Source organism: Arthrobacter sp. ASL1 (assembly GCF_056680475.1).
The window spans coordinates 2,587,368-2,611,698 of record NZ_CM155284.1 but is presented as its reverse complement, the minus strand read 5'-3'; the positions used below and the strand labels follow the sequence as shown (position 1 = coordinate 2,611,698).

Below are 24,331 nucleotides of genomic sequence, written 5' to 3'. Positions count from 1 at the left end.
CCCCGGCGCTCAGCCCATGCGCGAGTGCGCCAGCACGATGCCGATCGGCGCCGAGACCAGCAGGATGGCGATCATCGCCCGGAACAGGTACAGCAACCACCGGTGCCGGCCTCCGCTGCCCCGGGCCGCCCAGATGAACAGCGCCATGGCCACCACAATCAGGGCCGCTCCGATCCAGGTGAGCACCACCACCGCCGACGTCAGCGAGCCGATCAGGATCGCGGCATGGGCCAGGTTGAAGGCCAGCGCCTCGGCGGCCACCAGGCCGGTCGAGGGGCGGCGGACGGCCAGTTGGTCCTGGCCGATGCCCAGCAGCAGCTGGGCGAATCCGACGACGAGGACCAGGTAGGCCACGGCCCAGGAGGCGAGGTAGCTGGGTGCGGAGGCGCTGACGGCCGAAAGGAAGCCACCGGCCAGGATGCCCAGGGCGCCGATGATGAGCAATGGGGTTGCCGTTCTGTTCACGCTTCCAGTTTATGGACCCGGGATGGCCGGGGCGCACGCGTTGGGGGTTGGACGGGATCGGGCCTTGCGCATAGCGTAAGTCCCATGTCAGCCGCCCCCGCCGTCCCGAAGACCACCGGCAACACCCTCCTGGTGCTCGGGAAGATCACCGCCATCCTCGATGCGTTCTCCCTCACCCGGCCGGTGCTCACCCTGGGGGACATCCGGGAGGCCACCGACCTGCCGATGTCCACCGTCCAGCGACTCGTTGCGAACCTGGCCGGCCAGGGCTTCCTGGACCGCGAAGGGGACGCCTACCGGATCGGGTTGAAGATGGCCTACTGGGCCGCGCCGGCCACCCGCGGCAAGGCGATGCTCGACGTCGTCGCGCCGCTGTTGGCGGATCTGCGCGACACCGTCGGAGAAACCGCCTGTTTCTTCACCGCCGAGCAGAACCACCGGGTCTGCGTGGCGATGGCCGAGACACGGCACGCGCTGCGCCGCGAGATGCACGTGGGCAAGATCCTGCCCCTGCACGCCGGTTCCGCCAGCCGTGTGCTGCTGGCCTGGGATCCGGACCTGCTGGCGTCGCTGCTGCGCAATCCGCTGGAATCGATCACCGACTTCACGATCACCGAGTCCGAGGCGCTGCAGCAGGCGGTCCGCCAGACCCGCACCGACGGGTTCGCCATCACCACCGGCGAGCGCGAGTCCGGGGCCTCGGGCTTGTCCGCGCCGGTCTTCGACGCCTCTGCCGCCGTGCTGGGGGCCGTGACGATCAGCGGCCCGACGTTCCGGATGTCCGAAGAGGTCTGCCGGGGGTGGGTCGAACCCCTGCTGCAGGCCGCCGAGCGGATGACGCGCATGGTCGGGGGGCGCTTCCCCGGGGAACCGGGCGCCCCCGCCTGACCCGGGTCCCCGGACCACCCCTCTTCGGAGATGGCAGGCTTGCTCAGCCGCCGATGACCCACTCGAAGGCCTCGGCCTTGGACCTCGCCCCCTGCGCGGCCTTCGACCGGCTCGACTCCCCCAGGTCCCCGAGGACCTGCTCGCCGAGCTCGACGATCCCGGCGAACGCGTCGGGCGTCAGCCACTCCGGGCGCGTCGCGAAGAGGATGTCCTCGCTGGCCGTGTTCCCGCTGGCACCGGGCGCGAAGGGGCAGCCGCCCAGGCCGCCGAGCGCGCCGTCGACCAGGTCCGCGCCGGCGTCGATGGCCGCCAGCGTGTTCGCGACGCCCAGGCCCCAGGTGTCGTGCCCGTGGTAGACGATGCGCCGGTCAGGGGTCTCGTCGCGCACCCGGGAGACCAGTTCACTGACCTGCGCCGGGTGGGCCTGGCCCAGGGTGTCGCAGATGACGATGTCGCAGGTGCCCTCGGCACGGGGGTCGTTGGCGATGGCGAGCACGCGCTCGATGGGGACCTGGCCCTCGAAGGGGCAGGTGAACGACGTGGCGATGCACAGCTGGATGCGTCCGTCCACGCCCTGCGCGTATTCAACGGCCTGCGGGAGCGCCTCGAGGCTCGCGTCGGTGCTGCGCCCGATGTTGGCCTGGTTGTGGGCGTCGGAGGCCGAGAGGCAGTACTGGAAGTTCCGCACTCCGGCTGCCGCGGCCTTGGCCACGTGGCCGGGGGTGGCCACCCAGATCCAGCAGTGTTCCAGCTCCTCGGCGGTCAGTTCGGCCACGACCTCGAGGGTGTTGGCCATGGTGGGGACCAGATCGGCGCGGGCCATGGACCCCAGTTCGATCTCCGGGACCCCGAGTTCCAGCAGCCGGCGCACGGTGGCGACCTTGTCCGCCGTGGAAAGGTTCTTGCCCGTGAGCTGCAGGCCGTCGCGCAAGGTGACATCGCGCAATCCGGCGCTGCGCACCGCCGTCGTGCCCTGGGTGGTGCTGGTTGTCGCGTTCATGCGTGGTCCACCTTCGTTGCTCCGGCGGCCGCCGCCATGGCGTCCGCGTCCAGGCCCAGCAGTCCGCCGAGCACCTCGTCGTTATGTTCGCCCAGGTCCGGGCCCAGGTGGCGCACCGGCAGCGACGCGGCGCCGATGACCGGGACGATGCCAGGGAAGCCGACGTCGTGCAGCATTTCCTCGCCGGTGGAGACGTCGAACTTCTGGACCATGTTCCGTGCCGCGTACTGCTCGTCGGCGACGATGTCGGCCGCCGTGTAGATCGGCCCGGCGGGGACTCCAGCGCCGTCGAGCAGGTCCAGGGCGGTGGCGGCGTCGTGGCGCGCGGTCCACTCGCCGATGGCCGCGTCGAGTTCCTCGCGCCGGGCCCAGCGCCCGGCGTTGGAGCCGAGGCCGGGGTCGGCGCCGAGGTCGGGGCGGCCGATGGTCTCCATGTAGCGCTGGAAGATCGAGTCCCCGTTGCCGGCGACGACGATGCTGGCCCCATCTGCACAGACGTAGGCGTTGGAGGGGGCGATGCCCTCCATGCGCCCGCCGGTGCGTTCGCGCTTCTGCCCGTAGGCCTCGTAGTCCGGGACGAGGGATTCCATCATCGAGAACATCGCCTCGTTCAGCGCCACGTCGATGATGCGCTCACCCAGCGCGGTCCCGGGCTGGCCCGCCCCGCGCCGGGTTTCGCGCTGGAACAGGCTCATGACTGAGCCGAAGGCGGCGTAGAGGCCTGCGATCGAGTCGCCGATGGACACGCCGACGCGGACCGGGGCGCGGTCCGGGTCGCCGACGAGGTTGCGGAAGCCGCTGTACGCCTCGGCGACCGCTGCGAACCCCGGGCGCTCGGACAGCGGACCGGTCTGGCCGAAGGCGGAGATCCGCGTGATGATCAGGTCGGGGTTGGCTTCGTTGAGGACCTCGGGGCCGAGCCCCCATTTCTCCAGGGTGCCGGGGCGGAAGTTCTCCAGCAGGATGTCGGAGGTGCGGACGAGTTCGAGGACCGCGGCGCGCCCGGCGTCGGAGCGCAGGTCCAGCACCACCGACTTCTTGTTCCGGTTCAGCGTGCGGTAGAGCATCGACGTGGTGCCCTTGGCCAGGCGCCAGTTGCGCAGCTCGTCGCCGGTTCCGGGGCGTTCGACCTTGATGACCTCGGCGCCGAAGTCGGCCAGCAGTCGTCCGGCGGTCGGGGCGGCGATGTAGTTGCCCAATTCCAGGACGCGGACTCCGGCCAGCGGGGCCGTGGTGTTCTCGCTCATTGGTTCTTCCTTTGCTACCGGCCCCTGTTGTTGCGGGCTCGGATGGTTCGGCGGTGTCGGTGGTCCGGGGCGGATCGCGTCAGATGAACAAGCTCAGCACGCTCACCAGGCCCAGGGCCACGACCGAGGCGACGGAGACGCCGAGGGTCACGGATTTCAGGGCGCCGCGGGTGGTCTGGCCGAGCAGCGCTTGCAGCAGCCAGAAGGTATTGGAGGTCACGTGGACCATGAACAGGGATCCGGCACCGGCGGCCAGGGCGATGAGGACCGGGTCCAGACCCAGCGCGGGAGCGATGGGGGCCAGCAGGCCGGCAGCGGTGATGGCCGAGAGCGTCACGGAGCCGACCGCGATGTGCAGGACGGCGGCGATGACCCAGACGACGACCAGCGGCGCGACGGGGCTGGCGGTGAAGAAGCCACCGAGGATGTCACCAACCCCGGCGGCGGTGACGGCTGCCGCGAGCGATCCACCGACACCGGTCAGCAGCAGGATCTGCCCGGATTCCCGGAAGCCTGCGGAAATGCCGACCTCGACCCGCTTTTGTCCCACGGTGTAGCGACCGACGATGCAGGTGCCGACCAGGCCGATGAGCAGCGCGATGATGGGCTCGCCGACGAACTGCACGGGGGCGATCTGGATCTTGGAAATCTCCAGGATCGCGCCGGCAGCGATGAGGAGCAGGGACAGCAGCAGCGGCGCGAAGAGCAGGATCAGCGGGGCTTCCTGCCGCGTGCGCTCCGCGACGGCGACGGTCGAGCCCCGGGAACCGGCGGAGGAGGCGCCGGCCGGCTGGCCGCCGCCCGTCTTATTGGTGCGGAAGGGGGCGCCCGGAGCCACGGGCGCATCGACGTCGTGCTCCTCCTCCTCGGCATCGAAGAGCTCGTGGTTCTCGTCCGATTCTTCCTTCCACAGGCCACGGCGGAAGAGGAAGGTCATGATGGCGATCGCGATGATGACCGTGGGGACGACGATGAGCAGGCCGAAGAGCAGCATCTTGCCCAACGGGACGCTGAGCAGCCCGGCCAGGGCCAGGGCGCCGACGCCGGGGACCATGAACACGATGCCGCATTCGAGCGAGATGGCCATCGCGGTGGCCATGCGGGCGGTGCCGAGACGGCCGATCTTCGGGGCGAGGCGGCGGGCCAGCGGAGCGGAGATGACGAGCAGGACGTCGAGGAAGATCGACTGCAGCACTGTCGCGCAGGCCAGGCCCATGGTATAGGGCAGGCGGCTGGGGCCGAACGTCTTTAGCAGGTGTTCGACGAGGCGGCGGATGGCGCCGGTTTCGTTGAGGATCGAGCCCATGAGGACGCCGAAGGCGATGAGCAGGCCGACCTCCATCATGATGTCGCCGAAGCCGGTGGAGATGGTCTCGACGGTCTTCTTCACGCCCAATCCGACCGCGAGGCCAAGGTAGGCCGCGCCGACGACCAGGGAGATGACGGGGTTGACCTTGAAGCGCACGATCAGCACGACGGTGGCGATCACGGCCACTGCGGTGTTGATCAGGATGGCGACATCTGACATGGGGGGCCCTTCGGGTTGGTGTCTTGACGCTGTGATGGAAACCACATCGCCTAACCCATATTATGGTTTCTTACTCATAATGCAAGATGTAGCGCAAAGTTTCTTGTCCCGTTCGGGGTTTGCAGCGGTCGGCGTCCGGGTTGCGGCGGGGTGCCGCGGCGGCGGACCTGCACAACCCGGACGTCGATGCGGTCAGACCGGGCCGGGGTCGATTGCGGCCTGCCCGCTTCGCCCTGCCTGCGCCAGCGATCGGCCCACCAGCCCCACGGCGCGGCGGAATCCGTCCCGGTCATCCGTCCAGTCGAATTTCAGGTAGGTCCACCCGGCCAGGGTGAACGCCAGATCCCTCCGGTTGTCGGAGGCCAGTTGATCCCTGCTTCGATGGTGGTCGCCGTCGTATTGCACGGCAATCCGCGCCCGCCGGTAGCCCAGGTCGGCTGTGGGTGAGGACGGGACCGCCGGGTCAAGCTTGAGCTGGAGTTCGGGGTCGGGCAGGCCAGCCGCGACGAGCGCCAGACGCAGCCGCGTCTCGGCGGGCGAGTCCGCGCCAATGCGCACCATCACCAGCGCCTCGCGCGCCCGGACGACACCGCGGAATCCGGGATGGGCCGCCAGCAGGGCCGCGAGCCGACCCGGCGTCGACCATGGACGGGTCCTGCCCTCGAACCGCGGCCGCGGCTGGCGCACCAGCTGGTCCCCGATCGCCACCAGGCCCCGCAGATCGAGTTCGCCGGCCAGCTCAAGCCAGGCCCGCTCCCTGGAGGAGACCGGTACGTCGGAGTGCGGCGGCCCGTCTTCGGGCACCGGGAACCGCCTGGCCTCTCCGGGCAGCAAGAGGGCGCGGTGGACGATGACCCCGTCGATGGTCAGTGGTGGCAGTGCCCGCGCCCGGGTAAGCTGGATCTTCGCATTCCTCGCCACACGCCAGGGCAGATGGAGTCCGAGCAGTCCGGCGGCAGTTCCATGCGAGGCCCATATGCCGCGGTGCAGCAGGGATAGCCCGGCCACAACGGCGGCAACGCTGGGCTGCCCGCCGTGTGCGTACAGTCCCCTGGCGATGCCGTCGATGTCCGCACACCGCAGCCTGCTCCGGGAGAGACCGGCTTCGCGCGCCTGGAACACGGTGAAGACACGGTTCCGCAGGTGCTGTGGAAGCGGTGCGGCCCGGGACATGTTTCCATGATGCCCCGGACGAGGCGCGGCCGCCGGGGTTTTCCACAGCCCGGCCCGGCACCACGGCCGCCCGGGCCAGACCGCAGACTAGACGAATTCGCCCCGCACTACACGGCCGAGCAGATCGGTGAAGAGGTTGACGCCGGCGAGCATGTCCTCATCGCTGGTCAGCTCCTTCTCGTTGTGGGAGATGCCCTCGACGCTGGGCACGAAGAGCATGATCGTGGGCACGATGTCCTTCATGTTGGTCGAATCGTGCCCGGCCAGGGTGCGGACGGTGCCGTAGGGCAACCCCAGCTTCGCGGCGGAGGCGGCGGCGAGTTCCATGCCGGAGGCGTCGTAGGCCTTGGCGGCCCAGACGTGCTCGGCGCCGCGTTCGATCTGCACGCTGGCCCGCTCCTCGATGGCGGCAACCCGGCGGTGCAGTTCGGCGTCGGCTGACGCCAGCACGTCCGGGTCGGTGCTGCGCAGGTCCACCAGCAGGTTGACCCGGCTGGCGACGACCACCGGCGAGTTGGGGAAGACGGTGAATTCCCCGCAGGAGGTGATGACCGCATGCTCTTCAGTGGAGAACTCGTCGGCGATGTCGCGGGCGGCGGCCACCAGCAGGGAGGCGCCGAGCAGCGCGTCGCGCCGGTCGGCGATGACCGTGGCCCCCGTGTGGGCCTGTTCACCGTGGACGACGAACTCGTACTTGTTGGCACCCCACGTCGATTCGACCAGGCCGATCGTCAACCCGTCATCCTCCAGCGAGCGGCCCTGCTCGATGTGGATCTCCAGGTAGGCGGCGACGTCGAGGCTGAAGTCACCGATGGTGCCGATTGACTCCAGCGCCTCGCGCACCGTGGTGCCGTGCGGGTCGGTGGTCTCAAGCACCTGGTCGGCCGGAAGCTTGCCGGTGAACACCGAACTGCCCATCATCGAGGGCTTGAACCGGCAGCCCTCCTCGTTGAACCAGTTGATGACGGCAATGTTGAACCTCGCCCCGCTGGCGGCCTCCTTCAGCCGGATGGCCGCGTGGGCGGCCGTCAGCACGCCGTAGGCACCATCGAAGCGGCCGCCCAACGGTTGCGAATCCAGATGCGACCCCATGGCCACATAGGGGGCGCCGGGAACGAGTTCGAGCAGCGCGAACTGGTTACCCACCTCGTCATACCGGACCTCGAAGCCGTGGCCCTCGACGAGCCCGCGGAACCAGTTGCGGGTCTGCCCGTCGGCCGCGGTGCCGGCCTGGCGGTCCACTCCCCCGCCGGCGGTGGCGCCGAACGTGCTCATCGAGCGGAAGTCGGCAAGGAAAGCGTGGGCCGCCGCGGAGCGGTCGGTGGACGAAGTGGCGGTGGTGCTCATGCTGCGGCTCCATTCGGGGTGGCGGGTTCGGTGGTGTTGCCGTCGAGGGCGTTGTGGGTGAAGCGGCCGCCGACGATCGTGGCCAGCACGTCGAGGGCGCCGATGTCGGGGGCGTCCAGTGGCGATCCGGACAGGACCACCAGGTCCGCGAGCTTCCCGGCACGCAGGGTCCCCTTGTCCGCCAGGGTGCCGGTCGCGGCGGCGGCCCAGCAGGTGTAGGCGCGCAGCGCCTCCTCGGGGGTCAGGCCTTCGGTGGGGGCACCGTCGTCGTGCACGCCGCCGAGGACATGGCCCGTGGAGGTTCGCCGGTCGACCCAGGCCTGCAGGCCGCGGCGGACGTTGTTGTCTGAAACCGGCAGGTCGGAGGAGCCGGCGAGCATCCCGCCGGCGTCGACGATGGAACGGCCGCGGTAGAGCCAGCCCTCGCGGTCGGGGCCGACGAGGTCGGCCATCTGGTCGCCCAGTGGGCCGATGAAGGCCGCCTGCGGGGTGACGGCGATGCCGTGGGCCGCGGCGAGGGCGACCTGGTCGGGCCGGGCGATGCCGAAGTGCTCGATCCGGTTGGGCAGCGGGTTGGGTCCGTACGCGTCCTGGCAGCCGATGACGATCTCCAGGGCGAGGTCGATCGCGGCGTCGCCGATGGCGTGCAGGGCGATCGGCCAGCCGGCGCGGTAGGCGGCAGCGACCCGTGCGCGGTAGGTGGCGGGATCGTCGAGCAGGTAGCCGTGGTTGTGCGGGTGGCCGCAGAAGTCCTCGGTGACGGCTGCCGTGGCCCCGAGCAGCGAGCCGTCCATGAACACCTTCACCGGGCCGAGCGAGATCCAGTCGTCGCCGAACCCGGCCCCCAGGCCCAGGTCCAGCCCGCGGCCGGTGGACCCATGCAGGTCCTCGGCGTGGCCGGTGACGGGGTGCAGGGCATCGAGGGTCGGCATCAGCTGCGCGCGGGCGTGCAGGCGGCCGGTGCGCCGGGCGTGCTGGTACGCGTCGACCTCCAGGGGGCTGTGGCCGATCCAGCCGGCGGCGATGCCGGCTTCCGTGAAGCTGGTGATGCCCTCGGCGGCGTAGCGGGTCGTGGCGGCGTCGAGCGCGTCGACGATCGCGTCGCGGGAATACGGCAACAGCAGCGATTGGACGATGCCCTGGGCGGCTTCCTCCACGACGCCGGTGGGTTGCCCGTGCCCGTCGCGGAGGACGGCGCCGCCCACGGGATCCTCGAACCCCGGCTCGAGGGCCCCGGCCAGGGCGAGCGTGGCGGTGTTCGTGATCGCCTGGTGGCCGGAGACGTGGCGCAGGTAGAGCGGCCGGTCGCCGGTGATCGCATCGAGCCGGGCGATGTCGGGGAAGGTCCCACCGTGGTGTTCGTGGTTGAACCCGGTCCCGTGCAGCCACGCGCCAGCATCCCCGAGGGCGTCGAGCCGGGCGGCCTCGGCCTCCAGCAGGGCGTAGAGATCGGCGAGGCCGTGGGCGTGCTGCAGATCCACCGACTCCAGCCCGAGCCCCCACCAGGTGGTGTGGCAGTGGGCGTCGATGAACCCGGGCACGATCGTGGCGCCGGCCAGGTCGATCTCGGTGGTGGCGGTACAGCCGTCCAGCTCCGCGTCGAACCCGGCGATGTGCCCGTGCAGGATGCCGATGCTGTGCGCGCGGGGCCGGTCGTCTTCCAGCGTGACAATCTCGGCGCCGCGCAGGATCAGGTCCAGGTTCACGCAGTGGCCTCCGGGAACGGAGCAGCGGAGGTCGGCATCGCGGTGGACGGCGGCATGGTGGCCGGGTCGATGCGCAGGTGCAGCAGGGCCGGGACCTTGCGGGCCGTGACGGCCTGCAGCGCCCGGTCGATCGCGGCGGCCACGTCGTCGGTGGCGTTCACGTCCTCGCCATGCCCACCGAAGGTCTCGATGAGCGCGGCGAACGCGGGGTTGGCCATCGACGTGCCGGAGGGGCGGCCCGGATAGTGCTTCTCCTGGTGCTGGACGATCGTGGCGAAGACGCCGTTGTCCACGACGACGACCAGCGGCGCCACACCGTGGGCCACGGCCACGGCGAGCTCCTGCCCGTTCATCAGGAAGTCGCCGTCGCCGCAGACCGCCACGGCCACCCGGTCGGGGTGCACCAGCGACGCGGCGACGACGGCGGGGACGGAGACGCCCATGGCCCCATTGCGCGGTCCCACCAGCGTGCCCGGTCCGGCATGGGTCAGATAGCGGTGCCCCCACAGGGTCGCGTTGCCCGCCCCATAGGTGACGACGCGGTCCGCCGGGAGCTTCTCCTCCAGCAGCCCGAAGGCCACGGAGAGGTCGACGCCCGTGGCCGGGTTTTCGGCGACGGGGGTGGCGAATCGGAGCTGTTCGCCGGCCAGGGTCTGCATCCAACTGCTGTCGCGGGTCCCGCAGGATGCCTCGGCGGCCGGCAGTGCGGCGGCGAACGAAGCCGGGGTCGCCACGATCTGCTGGTCGATCCGCCCGGCGTGGGTGGCGGCATTCGGATCGGGAAGCACGACGACGGTGCTCGTCTCGAGACCGCGCGTATACCCGTCGGAGGGCACGTCGGAGCGTCCGCAGCCGACGAAGACCAGCAGGTCGGCCGCGGCCATGCGCTCGGCCAGCGCGTCGGAGCGGTAGTAGCCCAGGTAGCCCGCCCAGGCACCGGAGTTGTGCGGGATGGCGTCGTAGGCGCGCCAGTCCGCGGCGACCGGAACCCGTGCGGCTTCGGCCCACGCGGCAAGCGCGGCACCGGCGCTCACGCCGCCCACGGCCTCGCCCCACCCGTCACCGCCGGCGACCACCAGAGGGCGTTCGGCCGCGGCCAGCCGTCCGGCCAGGTCCTCGACGGCCGCGGCGCCGGGCACCGGCGCCGGGACGGGGCGCGGTGGCACCGGCCGGGATTCGGTCATGCGCACCAGCACGTCCTCGGGCAGTCCGACCACCACGGGCCCGGGCCGGCCGGAGGCGGCGGCGTGCATGGCCTCGGCCACGACCTCGGCGGCCCGGTGTTCATCGTCGAGCACGATCACCCGTTTGGCGGTCGTGCCGAACCATCCGTCCAGGCTGAACTCCTGGAAGGAGTCGCGTCCCCGGTCGGCCACCGGGATGAGGCCCACGAACAGCACCAGCGCCGTGGCGTCCTGCCACGCGGTGTGCACGGAGATCATCGCGTTCGCCGCACCGGGCCCGCGGGTGACCATGGCGATGCCGGGGGTCCCGGTCAGCCGGGCCTCCGCCAAGGCCATGAATCCCGCGCCTCCCTCGTGGCGGGCGACCACGGTGGTGATGGGGGAATCGTGCAGCCCGTCCAGCACGTCCAGGAAGCTTTCCCCGGGCAGCGAATAGACGCGTTGCACGCCCTGGGCTTCGAGTTGGCGGACGATCAGGTGACCGGCGGACATGCTCATGCGGGGGTCCCTTCTAGTGCTTGAAGCCGGGCAGGTCGACGCTCATGCGCGGTGCCAGGTAGCCGGCGACGGCGGTGAACAAAGACAGGACGATCAGGATGGTGGCGGCGGGCCACCAGTGCTTGTCTGCGGCGGCCGTGACGGCGACGGCCAGCAACGGGACGAACCCGGAGATCATGCCGGCCACGTTTTGTGCGAACCCGACCCCGGTGTAGCGGGTGGCGGCCGGGAACAACCCGGTGAGCACGGTGCCGGATGCGGCGTACGGGAAGGACAGGGTAGCAACGGCGAGGACCATGCCGACGATGATCAGGACGTCGTTCCCGCTGCTGACCATGAGGAACGCGGGGACGGCGACGACGGCTGAGAGCAGGCCGCCGTAGATGATGACCTTGCTGCCGCCGAACCGCTCGCCGAGCCGTCCGCCGGCGATCAACACCGGGATCTCCACGACAGCGGCGATGATCGTCCCCAGTAGCATCAGCGAGGCGCTGTAACCGAGGATCTTCGTGCCGTAATAGACCATGAACGCGGTGACCAGGTAGAAGCCGCCCACGCCGAGCAGTGCCGCTGCCATGCCGACGATGATGTGCTTCCAACTCTGCTTGAGCACCGTGCGGATCGGCGCCTTCTCGGTCGCTCCGGCCTCCATCAGTTCGGCGAAGACCGGGGACTCGTCGAGCCGGGACCGGATGTACAGGGCCAGCAGGAGCATCGGGAACGCCGCGAGGAACGGGATGCGCCAGCCGAAGGAGGTGAAGGAGTCCTGCGAGAAGTACAGCGTCGCCAGGAAGAAGCCGCCCGAGGAGAGGATCGTGCCGATCGGGGAACCGATCTGCGGCAGTGCGGCATAGCGCGCACGGCGCTTCAGCGGGGCGTTCTCGACGACGATCGTCATGGCCCCGGACCATTCCCCACCCACGAACAGACCCTGGAAGATGCGCAGGATGACCAGCAGGATGGGGGCGGCGATGCCGATGGCGGCATAGTCGGGCAGCAGGCCGATCAGCCCGGTGATCAGGCCGATCCCGATGATGGTGATCATCAGCGTCTTGCGCCGGCCGATCTTGTCGCCCATGGCGCCGAAGAACATGCCGCCCAGCGGACGGGCCACCAGCCCGACGCCGAACGTCGCGAAGGAGGCCATCGCCGCGGCCGTTGCGTTCTCGTTGGCGAAGTAGTGGATGTTGAAGATCAGCGCGGCCGCGGCGCTGAAGAGGAAGAAGTCGTACCACTCCATGGCGGTGCCGACCATGGCGCCGATGGCGACCTTGGTGGCCTCCTTGTCGGTGACCTGGTGGGTCGCGCCCGCTTCGAGGTTCGTTGGCTGGGTCATGTGTGCCTCCACACTGGTGCTCGGGGCAGGACGGCAAGATTGCCGTGCCCGGGATCACCTCCAGTGTCGCAGTGTGATGACGCTCACGCGAAGAGATGTTTAACACGGGTTTACCGGCACAAAGTGTGCAAAAGCACATAAACTGGTGCAATGGACTCGAAAAATTCTCCACACCCGGTGGAAAGCACCAGCACGACGGCGGAGCTCGACTCCGCGCGCTGGAACCAGTTGCTCGATGGGCTGGGCGTGGAGCGCCTGACGGACGAGTTCCTGGCCCGCGTCCTGCAGCTGCCCCACTACGAGGACGCCCTGCTGCCGGCCGCCGAACTACGGCGCACCGGCGAGCAGTCCTTCGAGGCGCTGATCCGCAGCCTACGCACCGCCGCACCCTCGGGCGCCCCTGCTGATCCGGACGATCTGCGCGACATCAAGCTCGGCATCGCCACTGATGTGGGCGTCTCGCGCGCCCGCGCCGAGATCCCCGTCGAAGCCCTCATGACCGCCATCCGGCTCGATTTCTCGGTCCTCTGGGACGCGCTCATGGGCCTTTCCACGGCCGCAGACGCCCCGCTGCTCGTCGCCCGGGCGAACAGCGTCTGGCATGTGGTCGACGCCTACGCCAGCCAGACCCAGGGTGCCTACATGGCCGAACGCCAGCGCATGGCGACCGAGGCCTCCTCGGTCCGGCAGGGACTCGTGGCCACCCTCTTCGGCGAGACCGCCGCGCCGCCATCCGTCATCGAACGCGCCGCCGCAGCGCTCGACCTGGCGGTGGACGCCCCACTGTCCGTTGCCGTCGCCGCCGGGGAGGACGCCGCAGCCTTGCGGGTGAGCATCGCCCTGGCCGCACGCCGCGGCGCCGAGGTCTTCACGCACCCCTTCGCCGACGCACTGCTGGCCTTCTGGCCCACGGACGAACGGCCGGGCTCAGCCCTGCATGATGCCGGCGGGCGCATCGCCGCCCTGCGCTGCGGACTCGTCGAGGAGGTCCACGGTTTGGCCGGATTGCACGACGCCGGGGAGCTGGCCCTGGAGCTGGCCCACCTGGCCACGACGTCGGATGCCTCGGCACTGCGGCTCCATACCGCCTGGGCGCGGCTGGCCGCTTCCCGGCTGGGCACGGACGGCATCCGCCTCGTCGCGGATGTGGAGGCCGCCCTGGCACAATGCGGCCAGGTCGAGCGCGAACGCCTGACGGAAACAGCGCGTGCCTATTTGGAGACAGGGAGCGTGTCAGCGGCAGCCAGCAGGCTGTTCTGCCACCGCAACACCCTGATGAACCGGATGCGCCGGTTCGCGACGCTGACGGGCATCGATCTGGCGGTGCCGACGCAGGCGGCCCGACTGGTGGTCGCCTGGGCCTGAGGTCCCGCACCCGGCGCTGACTGGGGACGTCACGGGGAGTTCTCCCCATCGCAATGAGCGCCTTCATCTGAGAGACTGAGGGCGATCGCTAGCAGTCACTTTGATGGAGGAACTTTTGAGCAACGGAAACCCCAGCCCCTACGCATCCGCCCCGGTGTCCACCACCGCGAACGGCGAGGTCCCCCTGGGCCAGCCGCTGTACGGTGCCAGCTTCGGCCAGGCCATCAAGCGCTTCTTCAAGAAGTACGCCACCTTCAGCGGCCGCGCCAGCCGCAGCGAGTATTGGTGGGTGCAGCTCTTCAACGCCATCATCCTGGGCGTGCTGTACATCGTGGCCACCATCATGATGATTGGAAGCATCGACCCGGTCACCGGCGAGCCGCAGAGCTTGGGTTTCCTGGCTCCGATGGGCCTTCTGAGCCTCTACGGGCTGGCCGTCCTGGTCCCCAGCATCGCCATCACGGTTCGCCGCCTGCATGATGCCAACTTCAGCGGCCTGCTGTACCTGCTCGTCCTCGTCCCCGGCATCGGCGGGCTGATCATCCTGGTCCTGGCGGTGATGCCCTCCGTTCCCGAGGCCGCCCGCTACGACGCCGACGGTGGCGCGGCGGCACACGCCAACTCCTTCGGTGCTCCCGCCGGCTACCCCGGCGCCCCGACCAGCGGATTCGCCGGGCAGAACGCCGCGCAGGGTCACCAGCAGCCGGGCGCGCAGCAGGACTTCGGGCAGCCGGGTGGCCCGACCCAGGGCTAACTACCCCAGCTACACCCCCTGGATGTCCCGGCGATGCAGTGCCGCGACGGCCAGCGCGATGCATGCCGCGCTGACGCCGAGCAGCAACAGCGCGGCCGGGGCATCCGCTCCGTTAAGCAGCGGTGATTGCCCGTAGGCCCAGTAGTACGGCGAGACGGCGTGCATCCACTCAAGGTCGGGGTTCTGGTTGCCCAACGCATTGAAGGCGTAGCCGAGCACCGCAACCCCGGCTCCGGCGGCGACGCCATGGACCTTTCTTCCGCCGATGGCACCGCCGAGCAGGGCGAACGAGCCATTGAGCAGGACCAGCAGCGCGAACATCAGCACCCCGGCCGCGGCATGGGCCGCGTCGAAACCCAGTTCCGAGGGCCCCTTGAGGACCAGCAGCACGACCAGGATGAAGGCGTGCAGCACAGCCACCCGGATGACGATGGCTGCGGCGCGTTCGAGCACCACCTGCGTGCGGGTCACCCCGTGGGCGATGGTGAGCTCGAGCAGTCCCGATTCCTCGTCGCCGCCGATCGCCCCGGCCCCGGCCGACACGGCCATGATCGTCATGAGCAGGAACCCCAGCAGCCCGAATACGGTGGCCTGCGTGTATCCCGGCCCCGAGGCGATCTGGCCGTAGTTCAAGGCGTTGACCAGCTGGGCCGGCAGCGCCTTGATCATCTGCTGCATCTGGTCGCTCCCGCCGATGGCGGGGAAGAGCGGCAGGTACAGGCACATCACCGCGAGCATCGCGACCGCCCAGGTGACGAGGGAGAAGCGGGCGTCCAGCAGGGATTTGCCCAGCAGGGGGAATCGAGCCGGGTGGACCGCGCCTCCGCGGTGCAGCGCCGTCGTGCTCATGATGCCTTCCTTCCAGCCAGGGCCGGTTCATCCGTCCCGGGTTCGCGGTAGAGCGCCAGCACGGCCTCCTCGAGGTCCGGCTCCTCCAGCGCCAGGTCGACCGGGTGCAGCCGCGGCAGCACGTCGAGAAGATCCGCCACGGGTCCCGCCCACTCGGCCGAGGCCTGGCACACGGGCGAGCCACCGGCGTCGTGCACTGTCTCCAGGCGCAGGTTGGCGATGCCCAGAAGCGAGCCGAGGAGCTGGCCGGTGCGTTCGGGCGAGAGGTGGGTCTGCACGCGCAGGCGGCTGACCGCCGTTTCGCGTAGGGCGGCGACGGTGGAGATCGTGGCGATGCGGCCCTCGCGCAGGATGGCCACGGTATCCGCCGCCTGCTGGATTTCGCTGATGACGTGCGAGGAGAGGAAGACGGTCTGGCCGGCGTCGCGGGCCTCGTGGACCAGCCGGAGGAACTCCTGCTGCATGAGCGGGTCCAGGCCGCTGGTGGGTTCGTCGAGGACGAGCAGTTCCGGGTCGTGCATGAACGCCTGGATGATGCCGAGCTTCTGCTTGTTGCCCTTCGACAGGCGGCGGGCCTGGCGGTCGAGGTCGACCCCCAGGCGTTCGGCGAGCGCGTCGATGCGGCCGGCGGCGATGGGGCCGCTGATGTCCGCGAAGTGGCCCAGCAGGCGGCGGCCGGTGGTGCGCCCCTCGAGGGCCAGCTCCCCGGGGAGGTAGCCGATGCGGCGGCGGATGCCCGGTCCGGCCCGGCGGGGCTCGGTTCCCAGGATGGAGAGGTGGCCGGCGCTGGGGCGGATGATGTCGAGCAGGCAGCGCATAACGGTGGTCTTGCCGGCACCGTTGGGCCCGATGACGCCGAAGACCTGGCCGCGGGGCACCTCAAAGTCGATGCCGTGCAGGACCTCGCGGGGACCGTAGCTCTTGGCCAGGCCCGTGACCTCGATGGCGTTGTCCATGACGCTACTCCTCGGCTTCGGCGGCGGAGACCACGTCGCGCGTGGCCTGCAGGAACGAATCGTCCGTGTAGAGCGGGTGGGTGTAGAGCTCGACGGCGGGGCCGGCGATGCGGTTGATGGTCCCGGTGCCGAACTCCTCCTGGCCCAGGCTCCGCGCGACGTGGCGGCCGAGCACCAGCAGGCCCAGGGAGTTGGCGACCATCCAGGTGGCGGTGGCCAGCGGATCCTCGACCTGGCGCATCGTGCCGGCACGGACGCCCTCGGCCAGGATCTGCTCGGTCAGGCGGACATAGGCGTCGAAGAACGCGTCCCCGGCGGCGGAGTCGTCGATGACGGACTGGCGGATGTAGGCCAGTTCGCGGGCGTATTCGCCGGGTTGGGCCAGGTATTCGGTGAGCAGGTCACGCAACAGCGCCGGATCGTTGCTGGATTCCGCGCTGATGCGTGCATTGTCGAGCACCTGGGCATCGCAGGCGGTGCGCAGCCCGGCCTTGCTGCCGAAATGGTGGATGACCAGACCCGGGCTGACCCCGGCATCGGTGGCGATGTCGCGCACGGTGCTGGCGGCAAATCCCTGCTGTCCGAACAACGTGATGGCGGCATCGCGGATCCTTGCCCGGGTGGTCACATCCGCTTCCATTGAACGCATGTTTAAGATGATAAACACGCGTTTAGTAAAGTCAAGGGTCCTAGGTCACCGGTCCGCGCCTTCCGCCGGACTGGTTTAGGCGGGGTGCCGCTGGCGTCGGACGGCAAAGCCCGCTGCCGGCAGGGACAGCACGGCCAGGGCAGCGCCGACGGCGCCGATCAGCGCCCATACCTGTGCGGCCGGGTCGATGACATCCGACAATTGGATGAGCAGCAGAGCGACGAGCGGAACCACGGCCAGGCCCAGCGCGAGCGGGTTGGCCAGGACCCACCTCGGGGAAGCCAGCCCCGCGGCGGCGGGAGCAGCCGATCCGACCAGCAGCATGCCCGCCAGACCGGACCATCGGTTCATGTCGTCGTGGTGCAGTGCCATTCCGGCGTGCCCGAAGACCACCATGCCCAAGGCCACCAGGGAGCAGACCACCACGATGGTAAAGAACAGGCGGACGGCGGAAAGAACGATCGCCATGATGGATTCCCCTTTGATTTGGTGTCTACGACGTTGTTGCCGCCACGCTACGCGCGGTGCTCGGCGGCGCACAAGCACCGGCGCACCGTCTCCGCCCGGCGGCGGTCCGAGGTAGGCTCGGCGCCACACCCCGAGGCAAGGAGCGCGCCATGCAGGACCACGATGGACGCCGGGTCCCCCCGGCCGACCAGCAGCCGCTGCTCGGCGGCAACCCGGTCACCCCGGCATCCAGGGAACCGTTCGATCCGCAGGCCGGACCCCAGCGTCTCCTGCCCCTGGTGGTCGGGTTGGTGACCGCGGTTTCGGTCGTGGTGGTGCTGCTCTTCGTCGTCTTCTAGGCGGGACGCACGGCAGCGGCATCCCACCACTCGAGCACCCTCAGCGCGTGGAAGGTGAGCCACTTGGAGGGTTCCCCCACCTCGACGTCGACCTCGAACCACACGGTGCCCGGGTGGCGCCGTTCCTGGAGCCAGGTGCCGTCGGGCTGCCGGGCATCGCGGATCCGGTCGATCGCCTCCGCCAGACGAGGGTCGGGAGGCGTTCCGTCCGCAAGGGAGGCCGCACGGAAATAGTTGGCGGCGTGGAGCACGCTGTATATCCAGCGGAACGGGTAGGCGAAGTGCCCGGTCCACGGAGCGACGTCGTCCCCGGTGGAGAGCCGTCGGCACAGGCGGCGGACCAGCAGGTACTCCTCCGCCCCGCGCCGGGCCTCCCGCACACGGTCGGCGTCGCCGGTCACCAGCTGGTAGTCCAACAGGCCTTCCAGTGAATTCAGGGTCGAGTGGAACGATGAGCGGGTGGATCCGTTCACCCACTCGCAGTTCCAGCCGCCGTCGGGCAGCCGGTGCTCCAGGAACCAGTCCACGAGGCCGTCGACGTCGGCTCCGAGCCATAGCCCGTTCGAGAGCGTCCACGAGTTGATGCAGCAATCGACCTCACCGCCCCAATAGGGCAGGCCCTCGTATTCCCACCGTGAATGCGCCGCGAGGAGTTCTGCAGTTTCCGACAGTTCGCGGGGATCCAGGCCGAACTCGCGCAGGGCGTTCAGGCTCCAGGTCGTCGCCGTCCACGGCTGCCCGCCACCCTCCCGGGCCTCCGGCCAGCTGTCGTCGAAGTTGCTGGGGAAGTAGGCTCCACCGGCCCATTGGCCGTCGGGATCCTGCTGTGCCAGCAGGCGGGCGCCGAAGCCTTCCGTGGCGACGCGGGCGCGCGTCTTCTGCCATTGGCTGTCCGGGGCGCCCATCAGGTCGCGTTCCACCTGCCACCGCAGCGATGGGTCCGAGTCTGCCGTCCATTCGAGGATTTCGCGTTCCACGGAGCGGACGCTAGCACGCGCCGGACCGGCGGGGAATACCCCGGGCTCGACGTCGTGTCAGGGGGCCGTCGAACCGCGCACCATGAGCGACGTCGCCAGGGTCAGTCGCGGCTCATCCAACGGCAGGCCGTCCATGAGGCCGCGCAGTTGTCCGGCCGCACGCCGCCCCAGCTCCCCGGCGGGAAGGTGCACGCTGGTCAGTGCGGGGTTGCTGGTCTGCGAATAGGGCAGGTCGTCGAACCCGGCGACGGCCAGCTCCTCGGGGATCCGCAGGCCGGCCACCCGGGCCTCCTGCAGGATCCCGTACGCATGGGTGTCGGTGGCGCAGACGACGGCGGTGATCCCGGCCCGTTGCCATGCGGGCCAGGAGGCCGCGAATTGGGCGGCCGCCACACCCACGTCGATGGTCGTGGCCACCCGCCCCTCCGGGGGGACCTCCATGCCGCGGGCCGCGGCCTCCTCGAGGAAGGCCGTCCGCCGGAGCGCGAAGGTCTCCGTGCCGGTGATGCCGTCGACGTAGGCGATGCGGCGATGCCCCCGGGCTGCCAGGTGGGCCGCCAGTTCGCGGGCCCCTCCGGCGACGTCCAGGTCCACGGCGGCCAGTCCGGCGCCCACGCCCGGTGCGTCGAGCAGGACCACCGGGCCGGGGGCGGAGAGTTCCTGGAGGAAGGCCTCGTCGGGGGCATCGACCAGCAGCCCGGCCGGCCGCAGCGAGAGCAGTTTGCGGGTTTCCCCGGCGCTGGGGAACTGGCCGGCGTCGGTGACGGAGAGCAGCAGCTGGTAGTCGGCACCGAGCGCCGACCGCACACCGGCGATCACGCGGGCGAAGAACGGGTTCGAGATGTCCGGGGCGACCAGGATGACCGTGGAGCTGACCCCGCGGGAGAGCGAGGAGCCGATGCCGTCCACGACGTAGCCCAGCTCCTGGATGGCCGCGCGGACGCGTTCCTCGTTGGCGGTGGAGACCCGGCCCGCGGATTTGCCGTTGGCCACCAGGGAGACGGTGGCCGTGGAGACCCCGGCCCGCTCGGCGACCAGCGCGGCGGTGACGCGGCGTGGTGCCGACGCCGCGGCAGGCGGCGGGCTGGCTGGAGCGTCGGCGGATTCCATCGTCTTATCCTAGCGAGTCCGCGCCCGTGGCGGGTCGCGGGATCAAGCGCTTGATGCCGGCGTCGTGCACTGTGACGTTAAGCGCTTGACGTCAGCGGCCGGGGAGGTGCAGAATCTTCCTGAACCCCCTGACCCGCCGGGACCCTTCCGGCGACCCCAATGACGTGGAGAAAAACATGGGCGCACACCCCGCGACCGACGGACCCCGCAAGATCATCCTCGACTGCGACCCCGGGCACGACGACGCCGTGGCCATCCTGCTGGCACACGGCAACCCGGACATCGAGCTGCTGGCGGTCACCACCGTGGTCGGCAACCAGACGCTGGCCAAGGTCACCCAGAACGCCCTCGCGGTCGGCACGATCGCCGGGATGACGGGCGTCCCGTTCGCCGCCGGCTGCGACCGGCCGCTGGTGCGCACCATCGAGAACGCCCCGGACATCCATGGCGAATCCGGCTTGGACGGACCCGCCCAGCCGGAGCCCGCCATCGAGCTGGACCCCCGCCACGCGGTGGACCTGATCATCGAGACCGTCATGGCGCATGAGCCCGGGACCGTCACCCTGGTCCCCACCGGCGGGTTGACCAACATCGCGATGGCCGCCCGCAAGGAACCGCGCATCGTCGAACGCGTCCGCGAGGTCGTGCTGATGGGCGGCGGCTACCACGTGGGCAACTGGAGCGCCGTGGCCGAATTCAACATCATCATCGACCCCGAGGCCGCCCACATCGTCTTCAACGAGCCCTGGCCCGTGGTCATGGTCGGGCTGGACCTGACCCACCAGGCCCTGGCCACCGACGAGGTCGTCGCCCAGATCGAAGCGGTGGGCACCGGTCCGGCTCGGTTCGTGCGCGAGCTGATGGACTTCTTCAAGGCAACCTACAAGGACGCCCAGGGCTTCGACCACCCCCCGGTGCACGACCCCTGCGCCGTCGCCTACATCATCGACCCGACCATCGTCACCACCCGCAAGGTGCCCGTCGACATCGAGCTGGCCGGAAAGCTGACCTTGGGCATGACGGTCGCCGATTTCCGCGCCCCCGCCCCGGCGGACTGCCACACCTCGGTCGCCGTCGAGCTGGACCACGCCCGCTTCTGGGACCTGGTCACCGACGCCCTGGAGCGTATCGGCGAGGTCGAGCTGGCCGGCGCAGGACAGGTGGCCGCCCGATGAGCACCACCTCCACGCGCCGAACCGCCACCACGGGCGGAACGGGCACCCTGCTGTTCGCCCTGTTGGCCGCCTGCATCGCCTTCCAGCTCAACGCCTCCATGCTCAGCCCCGCCCTGGTCACGATGGGCGAGGAACTGCACACCGACCAGGCGGCCATCGGACTGTCGCAGACCTGGTTCTTCACCACGGCCGCACTGTTCTCGCTGTTCCTGCCACGGCTGAGCGACATCGTGGGGCGCAAGCGCATCCTGGTGATCATGCTCGTGCTCACCGCCGTCGGCTCCGTGGTCGCCGCGTTGGCCCCGAACATCGGCTGGCTGTTCGTCGGCCGGATCATCCAGGGCATTTCCGGCCCCACCGTGCCGATGTGCCTGATCATGTTGCGCTCCGCAGTGACCGACCAGCGCCGCTACGGCACCATGATGGGGCTGATCCTCGCCGTCAACGGCGGGGTAGCCGGCGTCGACTCGTTCCTCGGCGGGTACATGGCGGAGAACTTCGGGTTCCGCAGCATCTTCTGGTTCATGGTCGTCCTGTCGGTGCTGGCCGCCGCCGCGGTCTGGTGGAAGACCAGCGAAACCAAGCCGCAGGCCGGCACCACGATGGACTGGCGCGGCGTGTTCTGCATCGTCATCGCCGTCGGCGCGCTGTTGACCGCCCTGAACGAGGCGGCCGGGCTGGTCGGCTCCTACTCCACGTCCGCCCTGGTGCTCTCGCTGGTCCTGCTGGTCGTGGCGATCGCCGCATTCGCCGCGTTCTGGGCCACCGAAAAGCGCACCAGGCAGCCGATGGTCGAGATCGTGCACCTGCGCCAGCGCTCGACCTGGGCGCCGCTGCTGACCACGGTGCTGACCATGACGGGCATCTTCGCCGTCATCAACGGGATCGTGCCCGCCTACGTGCAGGCAGCGGATCCTGGCTTCGGCATCGGCCCGACCGAGACCGCACTGCTCATCCTCACCCCCTACGCGCTGCTCGGGTGGATCTTCGGCCCGGTCAGCGGCCGGCTCGCCCCCGTGATGGGCTACACCCGGGTGCTGCGCATCGGCATGATCGGATCCGTCGTGGCCCTGCTGCTCATCCTGTTCCTCGGGCTGGACAGCCTGCCCCTGATGGTCGTCGGCACCGCGCTGCTGGGCATCATGTATGCCGGCACCGCGAACATCATGCTCAACGGGCTCGGCGTCGTCCTCTCCCCCGCGGGCAACCCCGGCTTCCTGCCGGGCATGAACGCCGGGGCCTTCAACCTCGGCGCCGGACTGAGCTTCCTGGTCCTGCCCGCCGTGCAGGTCGGCACCGCATCCCTCGGCGCGCACGGCTCCTACCTGGCGGTCATCGTCACCGGCCTGGTCATCACCCTCGCGGCCCTGGCCGCCTCGCTGCTCATCCCGAAGCCCCTCGAAGCGGAGGTCACCGCATGAACGCCACACCTCCGCCCGGGGCCGCCCCGGAGAAGGCAGCAGGCGGGCGCATCGTCGTCGTCGGCTCGCTGAACGCGGACCTGACGATCTACACGCAGCGCCTCCCCGGCCCCGGCGAGACCCTGCAGGGCTCCGGGTTCGGCGTGAACCCCGGGGGCAAGAGCGCCAACCAGGCCGTCGCCGCCGGCCGGCTCGGCGCCGACGTGGCGCTGCTCGGTGCCGTCGGGGACGATGCGAACGGCGCCATGCTGCGCGATTCCTGCACCGCGGCCGGGGTCGACGTCTCCGCCGTGCGCACCGCCGACGGGGTGGAGACCGGCGTCGCCGTCGTCACCGTGGACGCCACCGGCGAGAACAGCATCGTCATCTCCGCCGGGGCCAACGGCACCCTCACGCCTGCCGACGTGGAGGACGCCGCGCACCTGTTCGCCGGTGCCTCGGTCCTCTGCCTGTGCCTGGAGGTCGCCCCGGAGACGGTGCTGGCGGCCGCACGTGCCGGGCACGACGCCGGTGCCACGGTCGTCCTGAACCTCTCCCCCTACGCCCCCATCACCCCGGACCTGGCGCAGGCCACATCGGTGCTGCTGGTCAACGCGCACGAGGCCTCGCAATTCCTCGACGGCGCCGACATCCCCGGCCCCGGGGCTCCGGCGGCCGCCTGGGAACCGGTCTCCACGCGCTTCGCGGAACGGGGGGTGGACCGCGTCGTCGTCACCCTGGGCGCGCACGGTTCCGTCGTGCTCGATCGAACGCACGACGCCGATGCCCCCTTCACCCGGATCGCACCCACGCGGGTGGTTGCGGTGGACACCACCGGAGCGGGCGATGCCTTCACCGGCGCCCTCGCCACCCGGTTGGCCTCCGGTGACCAGCTGGCCGGCGCGGCGGCTTTCGCCTCCGTCGCCGCCGCGCTGGCGGCGACGAAGAAGGGCACGCAGGCCGCCTATCCGACGGCCGCCGAGGTGGAGACCGCCCGGGTGTCGAATCCCGCGTAACGCCCCGACGTCCCGATGCCGGGCATGTGGTGGGATGGTGGCATGAAACTTGCCACCATTCGCCGGCCCGGTGCCGCACAGACGTTCGCCGCTGTCGTCCTGGGGGACTCCGCCCACGAGCTCGCGGGGTTCCCCGACGTCGGGGCCTTCCTGGCAGCCGACGACGCCACCCGTGCCGCTGCGGTGGAGGCCGCCTCCGCGTCCCGGGACCCCTCCGCCGTCGTGCCCGTGGCCGATGCCGCCTTCGGCACGCTGGTTCCGGCCCCCGAGAAGGTCTTCTGCATCGGGTTGAACTACCGCAACCACATCCTCGAGACCGGTCAGGAACTACCCGCCTACCCGACGGTCTTCACGAAATTCGCCCGCTCGCTCACCGGCGCGGCCGATGACATCGCCGTGCCGCAGGAGGACCACCGGCTGGACTGGGAGGGCGAACTGGCCATCGTCATCGGCACGGCCGGGCGGCGCATCGCCGAGGAGGACGCCGCAGACCACATCGCCGGGTACGCCGTCTCCAACGATGTGTCGATGCGCGGCTGGCAGGGCCGGACCACCGAATGGATGCAGGGCAAGGCCTGGGAGGCCTCGACCCCGGTGGGCCCGTTCCTGGTCTCCGCCGACGGGTTCCCCGCCGGGGCGAGGATCCGCACGAAGGTCAACGGCGAGGTGGTCCAGGAGGACTCGACGTCCGATCTGGTGTTCGGGCCGGCGACGCTGGTCGCCTACCTCTCGACCATGATCACGCTCGTGCCCGGGGACCTCATCCTGACCGGCACCCCCGCCGGCGTCGCGCTGGGCCGGCGCAACGAGGCCGGCCGGCATCCCTGGTTGACCGCCGGCGATGTCCTGGAAACCGAGATCGACGGCCTGGGCGCCCAGCGCAACGAGATCGTCTAGCGCGT

General features: G+C 70.2%; 23 protein-coding genes. 8 read left to right on the top strand and 15 right to left on the bottom strand.

The features are described 5' to 3' along the window. Positions 1-9: 9 nt before the first annotated feature. A complete protein-coding gene (locus tag AC1MEQ_RS12380) occupies positions 10-465 on the bottom strand; it encodes a hypothetical protein (protein WP_479791100.1) in 456 nt (151 codons plus the stop codon). Positions 466-549: 84 nt separating this feature from the next. Between AC1MEQ_RS12380 and AC1MEQ_RS12375 the strand changes: the two genes are divergently transcribed. Then, the gene (locus AC1MEQ_RS12375; RefSeq protein ID WP_479791099.1) at positions 550-1,353 is read left to right on the top strand and encodes an IclR family transcriptional regulator; all 804 of its coding nucleotides are present in this window, start codon (positions 550-552) and stop codon (positions 1,351-1,353) included. A gap of 43 nt (positions 1,354-1,396) precedes the next feature. On the opposite strand, the gene AC1MEQ_RS12370 is transcribed toward AC1MEQ_RS12375, so the two are convergent. The 8 genes from AC1MEQ_RS12370 to AC1MEQ_RS12335 all read right to left on the bottom strand — a co-directional run bounded on the left by AC1MEQ_RS12370 (position 1,397) and on the right by AC1MEQ_RS12335 (position 12,372). Beyond that, entirely contained in the window at positions 1,397-2,353 is a 957-nt protein-coding gene (locus tag AC1MEQ_RS12370; RefSeq protein ID WP_479791098.1) for a beta/alpha barrel domain-containing protein, read from the bottom strand. Further along, positions 2,350-3,600, bottom strand: a complete 1,251-nt coding sequence (locus AC1MEQ_RS12365) for a CaiB/BaiF CoA transferase family protein (RefSeq protein WP_479791097.1) — start codon at positions 3,598-3,600, stop codon at positions 2,350-2,352. Before AC1MEQ_RS12365 ends, AC1MEQ_RS12370 begins: the two co-directional genes overlap by 4 nt. A 79-nt stretch (positions 3,601-3,679) precedes the next feature. Next, entirely contained in the window at positions 3,680-5,128 is a 1,449-nt protein-coding gene (locus tag AC1MEQ_RS12360) for a GntP family permease (RefSeq protein WP_479791096.1), read from the bottom strand. A 192-nt stretch (positions 5,129-5,320) separates the two neighbouring features. Next, complete coding sequence (locus AC1MEQ_RS12355) at positions 5,321-6,301, bottom strand: endonuclease domain-containing protein (RefSeq protein ID WP_479791095.1); 981 nt, start codon at positions 6,299-6,301, stop codon at positions 5,321-5,323. Positions 6,302-6,388: 87 nt separating this feature from the next. After that, positions 6,389-7,648 (bottom strand): M20 family metallo-hydrolase, encoded by a 1,260-nt coding sequence (locus AC1MEQ_RS12350; RefSeq protein WP_479791094.1) that lies wholly within the window; start codon positions 7,646-7,648, stop codon positions 6,389-6,391. Beyond that, positions 7,645-9,354 carry an amidohydrolase gene (locus AC1MEQ_RS12345; protein WP_479791093.1) on the bottom strand — a complete coding sequence of 570 codons (1,710 nt, stop codon included), beginning with the start codon at positions 9,352-9,354 and terminating at the stop codon, positions 7,645-7,647. Before AC1MEQ_RS12345 ends, AC1MEQ_RS12350 begins: the two co-directional genes overlap by 4 nt. Then, positions 9,351-11,036: a thiamine pyrophosphate-dependent enzyme gene (locus AC1MEQ_RS12340; RefSeq protein ID WP_479791092.1), complete on the bottom strand. Its 1,686-nt coding sequence runs from the start codon at positions 11,034-11,036 to the stop codon at positions 9,351-9,353. The genes AC1MEQ_RS12345 and AC1MEQ_RS12340 overlap by 4 nt, the downstream gene beginning before the upstream one ends. Positions 11,037-11,049: 13 nt before the next feature. Then, positions 11,050-12,372, bottom strand: coding sequence for an MFS transporter (locus AC1MEQ_RS12335; RefSeq protein ID WP_479791091.1), 1,323 nt, complete (start codon positions 12,370-12,372; stop codon positions 11,050-11,052). Positions 12,373-12,522: 150 nt separating this feature from the next. Here AC1MEQ_RS12335 and AC1MEQ_RS12330 point away from each other — a divergent pair, with 150 nt between their 5' ends. After that, positions 12,523-13,737 carry a helix-turn-helix domain-containing protein gene (locus tag AC1MEQ_RS12330; RefSeq protein ID WP_479791090.1) on the top strand — a complete coding sequence of 405 codons (1,215 nt, stop codon included), beginning with the start codon at positions 12,523-12,525 and terminating at the stop codon, positions 13,735-13,737. Positions 13,738-13,852: 115 nt separating this feature from the next. Then, the gene (locus AC1MEQ_RS12325) at positions 13,853-14,491 is read left to right on the top strand and encodes a DUF805 domain-containing protein (RefSeq protein WP_479791089.1); all 639 of its coding nucleotides are present in this window, start codon (positions 13,853-13,855) and stop codon (positions 14,489-14,491) included. Positions 14,492-14,500: 9 nt separating this feature from the next. Here AC1MEQ_RS12325 and AC1MEQ_RS12320 read toward each other — a convergent pair whose 3' ends face one another. The 4 genes from AC1MEQ_RS12320 to AC1MEQ_RS12305 form a co-directional block, all read right to left on the bottom strand. Further along, complete coding sequence (locus tag AC1MEQ_RS12320) at positions 14,501-15,340, bottom strand: ABC transporter permease subunit (protein WP_479791088.1); 840 nt, start codon at positions 15,338-15,340, stop codon at positions 14,501-14,503. Beyond that, complete coding sequence (locus AC1MEQ_RS12315) at positions 15,337-16,296, bottom strand: ABC transporter ATP-binding protein (protein WP_479791087.1); 960 nt, start codon at positions 16,294-16,296, stop codon at positions 15,337-15,339. The genes AC1MEQ_RS12320 and AC1MEQ_RS12315 overlap by 4 nt, the downstream gene beginning before the upstream one ends. A gap of 4 nt (positions 16,297-16,300) precedes the next feature. Beyond that, entirely contained in the window at positions 16,301-16,945 is a 645-nt protein-coding gene (locus tag AC1MEQ_RS12310) for a TetR/AcrR family transcriptional regulator (RefSeq protein WP_479791086.1), read from the bottom strand. Between the two features lie 75 nt (positions 16,946-17,020). Further along, on the bottom strand, positions 17,021-17,413 hold the full coding sequence (locus AC1MEQ_RS12305; protein ID WP_479791085.1) for a hypothetical protein: 393 nt from the start codon (positions 17,411-17,413) through the stop codon (positions 17,021-17,023). Between the two features lie 149 nt (positions 17,414-17,562). Between AC1MEQ_RS12305 and AC1MEQ_RS12300 the strand changes: the two genes are divergently transcribed. Beyond that, positions 17,563-17,751 (top strand): hypothetical protein, encoded by a 189-nt coding sequence (locus AC1MEQ_RS12300; protein ID WP_479791084.1) that lies wholly within the window; start codon positions 17,563-17,565, stop codon positions 17,749-17,751. Here AC1MEQ_RS12300 and AC1MEQ_RS12295 read toward each other — a convergent pair. Both AC1MEQ_RS12295 and AC1MEQ_RS12290 read right to left on the bottom strand, forming a co-directional pair. After that, a complete protein-coding gene (locus AC1MEQ_RS12295; RefSeq protein ID WP_479791083.1) occupies positions 17,748-18,728 on the bottom strand; it encodes a prenyltransferase/squalene oxidase repeat-containing protein in 981 nt (326 codons plus the stop codon). The genes AC1MEQ_RS12300 and AC1MEQ_RS12295 overlap by 4 nt on opposite strands. 57 nt (positions 18,729-18,785) lie before the next feature. Beyond that, positions 18,786-19,838 (bottom strand): LacI family DNA-binding transcriptional regulator, encoded by a 1,053-nt coding sequence (locus tag AC1MEQ_RS12290; RefSeq protein WP_479791082.1) that lies wholly within the window; start codon positions 19,836-19,838, stop codon positions 18,786-18,788. Between the two features lie 176 nt (positions 19,839-20,014). Between AC1MEQ_RS12290 and uriH the strand changes: the two genes are divergently transcribed. Genes uriH through AC1MEQ_RS12270 form a run of 4 tightly spaced genes read left to right on the top strand, consistent with a single transcriptional unit; the run spans position 20,015 to position 24,326 of the window. Beyond that, positions 20,015-21,013, top strand: coding sequence for a uridine-preferring nucleoside hydrolase UriH (gene uriH, locus AC1MEQ_RS12285; RefSeq protein WP_479791081.1), 999 nt, complete (start codon positions 20,015-20,017; stop codon positions 21,011-21,013). After that, positions 21,010-22,434 (top strand): uridine transporter UriT, encoded by a 1,425-nt coding sequence (uriT, locus tag AC1MEQ_RS12280; RefSeq protein ID WP_479791080.1) that lies wholly within the window; start codon positions 21,010-21,012, stop codon positions 22,432-22,434. Before uriH ends, uriT begins: the two co-directional genes overlap by 4 nt. Beyond that, entirely contained in the window at positions 22,431-23,429 is a 999-nt protein-coding gene (locus tag AC1MEQ_RS12275; RefSeq protein WP_479791079.1) for a ribokinase, read from the top strand. The genes uriT and AC1MEQ_RS12275 overlap by 4 nt, the downstream gene beginning before the upstream one ends. A gap of 42 nt (positions 23,430-23,471) precedes the next feature. Next, positions 23,472-24,326, top strand: coding sequence for a fumarylacetoacetate hydrolase family protein (locus AC1MEQ_RS12270; protein ID WP_479791078.1), 855 nt, complete (start codon positions 23,472-23,474; stop codon positions 24,324-24,326). The last annotated feature ends 5 nt before the right edge of the window (positions 24,327-24,331 follow it).

Bases quoted from the DNA above. Each gene is read 5' to 3' on its own strand.
- AC1MEQ_RS12375 (WP_479791099.1), top strand. From the start codon at position 550: ATGTCAGCCGCCCCCGCCGTCCCGAAGACCACCGGCAACACCCTCCTG.
- AC1MEQ_RS12370 (WP_479791098.1), bottom strand. From the start codon at position 2,353: ATGAACGCGACAACCAGCACCACCCAGGGCACGACGGCGGTGCGCAGC.
- AC1MEQ_RS12365 (WP_479791097.1), bottom strand. From the start codon at position 3,600: ATGAGCGAGAACACCACGGCCCCGCTGGCCGGAGTCCGCGTCCTGGAA.
- AC1MEQ_RS12360 (WP_479791096.1), bottom strand. From the start codon at position 5,128: ATGTCAGATGTCGCCATCCTGATCAACACCGCAGTGGCCGTGATCGCC.
- AC1MEQ_RS12355 (WP_479791095.1), bottom strand. From the start codon at position 6,301: ATGTCCCGGGCCGCACCGCTTCCACAGCACCTGCGGAACCGTGTCTTC.
- AC1MEQ_RS12350 (WP_479791094.1), bottom strand. From the start codon at position 7,648: ATGAGCACCACCGCCACTTCGTCCACCGACCGCTCCGCGGCGGCCCAC.
- AC1MEQ_RS12340 (WP_479791092.1), bottom strand. From the start codon at position 11,036: ATGAGCATGTCCGCCGGTCACCTGATCGTCCGCCAACTCGAAGCCCAG.
- AC1MEQ_RS12335 (WP_479791091.1), bottom strand. From the start codon at position 12,372: ATGACCCAGCCAACGAACCTCGAAGCGGGCGCGACCCACCAGGTCACC.
- AC1MEQ_RS12330 (WP_479791090.1), top strand. From the start codon at position 12,523: ATGGACTCGAAAAATTCTCCACACCCGGTGGAAAGCACCAGCACGACG.
- AC1MEQ_RS12320 (WP_479791088.1), bottom strand. From the start codon at position 15,340: ATGAGCACGACGGCGCTGCACCGCGGAGGCGCGGTCCACCCGGCTCGA.
- AC1MEQ_RS12315 (WP_479791087.1), bottom strand. From the start codon at position 16,296: ATGGACAACGCCATCGAGGTCACGGGCCTGGCCAAGAGCTACGGTCCC.
- AC1MEQ_RS12310 (WP_479791086.1), bottom strand. From the start codon at position 16,945: ATGCGTTCAATGGAAGCGGATGTGACCACCCGGGCAAGGATCCGCGAT.
- AC1MEQ_RS12305 (WP_479791085.1), bottom strand. From the start codon at position 17,413: ATGGCGATCGTTCTTTCCGCCGTCCGCCTGTTCTTTACCATCGTGGTG.
- AC1MEQ_RS12300 (WP_479791084.1), top strand. From the start codon at position 17,563: ATGCAGGACCACGATGGACGCCGGGTCCCCCCGGCCGACCAGCAGCCG.
- AC1MEQ_RS12290 (WP_479791082.1), bottom strand. From the start codon at position 19,838: ATGGAATCCGCCGACGCTCCAGCCAGCCCGCCGCCTGCCGCGGCGTCG.
- uriH (WP_479791081.1), top strand. From the start codon at position 20,015: ATGGGCGCACACCCCGCGACCGACGGACCCCGCAAGATCATCCTCGAC.
- uriT (WP_479791080.1), top strand. From the start codon at position 21,010: ATGAGCACCACCTCCACGCGCCGAACCGCCACCACGGGCGGAACGGGC.
- AC1MEQ_RS12275 (WP_479791079.1), top strand. From the start codon at position 22,431: ATGAACGCCACACCTCCGCCCGGGGCCGCCCCGGAGAAGGCAGCAGGC.
- AC1MEQ_RS12270 (WP_479791078.1), top strand. From the start codon at position 23,472: ATGAAACTTGCCACCATTCGCCGGCCCGGTGCCGCACAGACGTTCGCC.